This window comes from Streptomyces sp. NPDC059832, assembly GCF_042731715.1.
Classification (GTDB): domain Bacteria; phylum Actinomycetota; class Actinomycetes; order Streptomycetales; family Streptomycetaceae; genus Streptomyces.
On the sequence record NZ_JBHWIY010000088.1, the window covers coordinates 1 to 5,238 of the forward strand.

Below are 5,238 nucleotides of genomic sequence, written 5' to 3' on the forward strand. Positions count from 1 at the left end.
ACGTCCACACAGTCGGCAAACCAGGCCCCTCGAAGCGACGGACGAAGAAGTCAACGACCCCACGTCCACGCCGCACAGGTTAAAGACCAAGTTAGCGTTTCCACCGCCCCTCCAGCCGGCCACGTTCGCGACGTCCCATCAGATCTGCGGGAAGGCTGACTCGCAGACGGCCAAGTGCGACCGGACTGTCCAGAGTGGCCAGCGTGAAGGAAGGACTTTTGCAATGAACGGGCGAACGACTGTTGCCCATCGGATCCTGCAGTTCAACGAGGAACTCGCGGAAACGACGCTTGAACTGCCTCCCGGATTCACGGTCATCAATCCGTTCAGTGGTCCCCAGAAGGATCGTGTCCGCGAGGTGACGACTGCGTTCTACCACAAGTACTACGACGACCATAAGCCGCGCCGTCTGGTACTGGGGAGCTCGCCCGCCCGACGCGGCACGGCCGTGACCGGGGTCCCGTTCGAAGATGCCAAGCTCCTCGAAAGCGAAACGGGAGTCGATGTCGACGGCTATGCGGTGAGCCGGCCTTCCGCCGGGTTTCTGCACGACGTCATCAGGCGCTACGGGGGCCGCGACAGGTTCTATGCCGACTTCGCCATGAGTTTTGTGTGCCCTCTTGGGCTGGTGAGAACGAACCCCAAGGGAAACGAGGTCAATTGCAACTACTATGAAAACAAGAAGCTGCTGGAGCTCCTGCGCTCTTTCCTCGTGGACACCCTGGAACGCCAGCTGGCATTCGGAACTGACACCTCGGTGTGCTTTTGCATTGGCAGTGGCGAGAACTTCAAGTTTCTCTCGAAGATGAACGAGGGCCAGCGCTTCTTCCAAAGGATCGTTCCCTTGGAGCACCCGCGTTTCATCACTCAATACAATCGGGAGAGAGAGGGAGAATTCGCCGAAAAGTACCTCAGCGCTCTGCTCGGAGAAGGCGATTAGTCGTGGCGTCCTCCGGAACGCTCCTCTCAGCTGATTCGACGAAGGCCGTGGGCTCCCAACGCGCTGGAACGAGAAGGAGAACAGTACATTGGTGACAGAGGTCAGGTTCCTGGTCCACTTCGACTCGGAACGCGTTAGCGTTTACCGCTTCCAGAGCGGCGAGTTGAAGCTACTTAAAAGGGAGCGGCTCGCGTTTGGAGACAGCCTCACCGGCGAGGTGCTGGCAGACAGGGTCGGCGAGTTCTGCGCCGGGCTCAAGGAGTTCAGCGAGGTTGTTGACAACAAGGGAACGCGACTGTACGCCACCGGGGTCTTTCACCAGCTCCCGCAGCCCGAAGTGGCCACACTGGTCAACAGCGTCTATGTCGACACAGGCCTCTATGTCAACATAGTAGGGACTGAGCTGGAGCAGTTCTACCTGGAAACGGGCATGTCCGTATGTGATTTCTCGGCTACGAAGATACGGAAAGGACCCTCGCCGGTGCGCGATGCAGAACCCATCGACATAGTGCGCGACAGGCTGCGAGAGATCGTGGCGTCTGTCCTTGAAGTGGAAAAGGAAGACATCGAGTCTGGTGCCCTGTTGTATGAGGAACTCGGCATCAGCTCCTTGGAAAAGGTTGCGATCGCGGACGCTGGTGCTCACAACGCTGCTGCCAGGCCGCCTACCGCCGTCGACGATTCAGCAACCCGCCCAGGCAACAGCCGACAACCTGTTCCGAATGCGCCAGCCCCCTGGAGCCGAGCAGGAATCAGATACGCCTGACGTGCTCAGCCGCCTGCCGCACCAAGCGGCACTACCGGCGCAAGAAGGGCCGGATCAGCCGGGCCCCTCACTCAACCTTCGCTGAGAATCGCTCAACCTTCACTGCGACAGGTCATGTTGTCCCAGGTCAGGATTCGAACGGGGCGGGCTTGGGCTGCTCCGGCGGCGACATCAGCGGTTCCGCTGACGGCCTTCCGGTGGTGATGGCCCTGTTCTCCCGAAGTTACGGCGAAGTGACAAGTAGCAGGCGGGGGCCGGGGACTTCGCCGGCTTGGAGGGCGGCGAAGTCGGCGGGGGCCTTCTCGGCAGCTTCGGGGTACGCCTTGCGTTTGGCGTGCTCGGCCAGTGCTCGGTAGATTCTGGCCACCGAGGGGTTGCGCCCCTTGCGCTTGCCGGTGGGGATGATCAGGTCGGGCTGGATCTGCTCGAAGGACTCGCCGTTCGCGCGGCGCCGCAGCACGGTGTGCAGCATGTCGTCGGTGATGACCGGCGGCCGGCCGCCGTGCTTGCCCTTGCGAGAGGCGGTGTCGAGCCCTTCCAGTGTGGACTCGCGGATGTTCTCCCGCTCGGCACCCTGCGGGAAATGGCAGCTCAGCCAGCGCGCGCAGTCCACTCCGGCGGCGTCCACAACCGGGCATTGGCGCTGCCGACCTGGATCAGCGTTCCGGTATGTCGATCCTGACGCGCCGGGCGGAACCCGTCGATCGCGAACACCTGCTGTCCGCTGGTGATGTCGACGCCCTGCAGACCGGCCTCGTCGGCGATCAGCAGATGCTCTCCGTCGGTGAAAAAGCCGAAATCGCCGACCGGCCAGGGGAACGTCGCGACCGCCTTGATCCATCGGACGCCCGGCGAGCGCAGTTCGATCGAGGTGGGGTCGAGGACGTGGACGGTACCGCTGCCGGCATCGTCCCGGTCATACACCGCGATCCGCCCGTCGTCGATCCACACCACCGGCCAGTTCCACTCCGAGACCTCGGGATACACCGCATAGCTGGGCCCGTCCTCGGACTCATACGGGTTGTCGTGCAGCCAGGCGGTCAGGCTCCACACCGCCGGCATCCCCCACGGCTGCCACACCCAACCGCCGTCGTAGACACGAGTCCCGTCAGGACTCAGCGACAGCGCGCCGTGGAAGTAATCGAGGTCGTACTCCGCATCTTCCTCATCTCTATCCGGGCTGTCCCGCGCCGTAAGCACCTCGCCGGACGCGAGATCGGTGACATCCAACCGGTTCCAGTCAGTGCGATGGACGACAACCGGCCGGCCACCGTGTTCGGCGAACGCCAACGCGAACGGGACGGTTTCACAGCAGTAATCCCCGCCGTCCAACTTCAACGCTGGCGAACCGGTGGTGAGATCGACGACGGTGCCGTACCGACCGCGGTCTTGAACCACCGCCGCCCAACGGCCACATCGAGACACATGAAGCCGCAGTCGAACGCCGCCACCGTATTCGGACGCCAGCCTCTCCTCCCGATACCGGGCCACGTCCTGCACCTCGCCGGTCGTCGGCGTCCACCGCGCCAGCCGTCCGTCCTCGGACAGCACCAGCCACGCCGGCCCCGCGTCACCGAGGGCCGCTGGCAACGCTGCCACATCCACGACCGGCCGCAGCGCGTCGGGAACTGCCACGTCCACCGTGATCGTCGCCATATTGATCCCCTCGGTGCGCCCGTGTGACCCCCCGCGGCAACGTGAACAGCAGGTGATACGGCACCGTATCGGCAAAGTCGGTGAGCGCCGCGATGCCGGTCACGGCGGTGAGGTCAGCACGGATCTGGTCTATGTCGGGCTCATTCTCGCGCAGGTCCGCCTCGGTGTCGTCCAGGGAGAAGCCCCCTCCGGTCGTCATGATCGGACCAACCTCACCGAGCACGGCCCCCGACAGACCCGGAAGATCCAAACCACTGACAAGCACACCCCAGATCCGCTACAGAGAGCTGCTTGTCACTTCGCCGTAGCTTCGGGAGAACAGGGCCGTGATGGGAAGATTCGGCCCAGGTCCGCGGAGTCGGGAGGCTTCTGGGCGGCGGTGGTGACCGTGACCGTCGCCTGGTCAGTCCCGGCGGGCTTCGCGAGAGCCCGGCTGACCGCTCCTGCGGGAGTTTCGGCGGGTGATGCGCCTGGTCATGAGCGTGATCGCGGCCCAGGCGATGAGTGATTCCGAGTGCTGGACGAGGCGTTCGTAGTCGCGCGCGTGTCGGCGGGCGTGCATGACCCAGGCGTGTGAGCGTTCGACGACCCAGCGCCGGGGCAGAACGACGAATCCGGAAGTGTTCTTCGGGCGGCTGACGGTCTTGATCGTCAGGTTCAGGTAGGTCTTCGCCCAGGTCACGAGCTGTCCGGCATAGGCTGAGTCGGCCCAGACGATGGTGATCTCGGGGTGCATCAGCCGCAGCCGGAACAGGACTTCCTTGGCCGCGTTGCGGTCGGTCGTGTCGGCCGGGGTGACCATGACGAACAGCGGCAGGCCCTTGGTGTCCACGACCAGGTGCCGCTTGCGGCCGTTGATCTTCTTGGCGGCGTCGTAACCGCGGGAGTCCTTACCGACGGTCTCGGCGGCCTTGATCGACTGGGAGTCGATGACGGTGGCGACAGCTCCGGGCGCCTTGCCCATCTCGCGGCGAACGCGCTTTCGGAGCTGGTCCCGGATCTGGCCGACGACGCCGGCCGCGGCCCATCGGGCCATGAACCCGTAGCACGTGCGCCAGGGCGGGAAGTCCTTCGGCAGGGCCCGCCACTTGCAGCCGGTGTCGACCACGTATCTGATCGCGTCCACGATCTCCCGGCGGGGATGCTTCTCCGGACGGCCGCCCGCCCTCGTTTCGCAGGCGGGCGTCGGCAGCAACGGCTCGATCAGTGCCCACTCGTCGTCCCAGGTGTCGGAGAGATAGCAGCGTCGCCGCGGCAACTTCCCTCCCTCCAAGATGGGTGGGGCTGGCCGCGAAGCGGCCGACCCCACCGGTCAGGCGTCGATGTAGTCGGCGATCACGTCGAGCGTGGACTCGACTGAGCTGAGCTGGGTGTTCAGGTGCTTGATCCATCGTCCCTTCGGCTGCAGGGCGGCGTGCGGGGCGACGACGCCGGTGATGAACCGGCGGATCTCGGTGAGCTTCTCCCGGATGACCGCGACCTCGTATGCCTGGAGCTCGGCGGGGTCCGAGCAGAACTTGTAGCCGTCCGTCCTGGTCCAGATCAGCGGCGGCCAGTCGTGTTCGGCGATGATGTCCCGCAGGCAGGCCAGGCCCGCGCGGGCCTGGCTGGGCGACGGCTTAGCTTGTTCTTTATCTTCCGGCCTCGAACGGCGTCTCGAACTGAGTCGCTCACCTGGGGATTCGCCGGACCTGGGGGTGGCCTTCGTCTGATCATGTGCTCCGACCAAGGTGCACGTGACCAAGACGAAGGCCGTGAGGGTGAGTCTGCTGCCAGATGCAGTCCGGAGGGAAGCGTTCGCGGAGGCGTCACGCTTCCGGGGAGAGTTCTACGAGTGTCTGACCGCCCGGCGCGATGAGTTGTTCGAGCTGGTGGA

The 5,238-nt window shown here is 64.6% G+C and carries 5 protein-coding genes and 1 pseudogene; 2 read left to right on the forward strand and 4 right to left on the reverse strand.

Features of this window, described 5'->3' with window-relative positions:
* Window positions 1-223: 223 nt before the first annotated feature.
* Window positions 224-940, forward strand: coding sequence for a uracil-DNA glycosylase family protein (locus ACFV8T_RS45185; RefSeq protein WP_385339665.1), 717 nt, complete (start codon window positions 224-226; stop codon window positions 938-940).
* Between the two features lie 91 nt (window positions 941-1,031).
* Window positions 1,032-1,706 (forward strand): acyl carrier protein, encoded by a 675-nt coding sequence (locus ACFV8T_RS45190; RefSeq protein ID WP_385339656.1) that lies wholly within the window; start codon window positions 1,032-1,034, stop codon window positions 1,704-1,706.
* 223 nt (window positions 1,707-1,929) lie between these two features.
* On the opposite strand, the gene ACFV8T_RS45195 is transcribed toward ACFV8T_RS45190, so the two are convergent.
* The 4 genes and pseudogenes from ACFV8T_RS45195 to ACFV8T_RS45210 form a co-directional block, all read right to left on the reverse strand.
* Window positions 1,930-2,334: a hypothetical protein gene (locus ACFV8T_RS45195; protein WP_385339658.1), complete on the reverse strand. Its 405-nt coding sequence runs from the start codon at window positions 2,332-2,334 to the stop codon at window positions 1,930-1,932.
* Window positions 2,298-3,362: a hypothetical protein gene (locus tag ACFV8T_RS45200; protein ID WP_385339659.1), complete on the reverse strand. Its 1,065-nt coding sequence runs from the start codon at window positions 3,360-3,362 to the stop codon at window positions 2,298-2,300. Before ACFV8T_RS45200 ends, ACFV8T_RS45195 begins: the two co-directional genes overlap by 37 nt.
* A gap of 294 nt (window positions 3,363-3,656) precedes the next feature.
* Window positions 3,657-4,620 (reverse strand): annotated as a pseudogene (locus ACFV8T_RS45205) (IS5 family transposase).
* Window positions 4,621-4,674: 54 nt separating this feature from the next.
* On the reverse strand, window positions 4,675-5,091 hold the full coding sequence (locus tag ACFV8T_RS45210; RefSeq protein WP_385339662.1) for a RacP protein: 417 nt from the start codon (window positions 5,089-5,091) through the stop codon (window positions 4,675-4,677).
* Window positions 5,092-5,238: the final 147 nt, after the last annotated feature.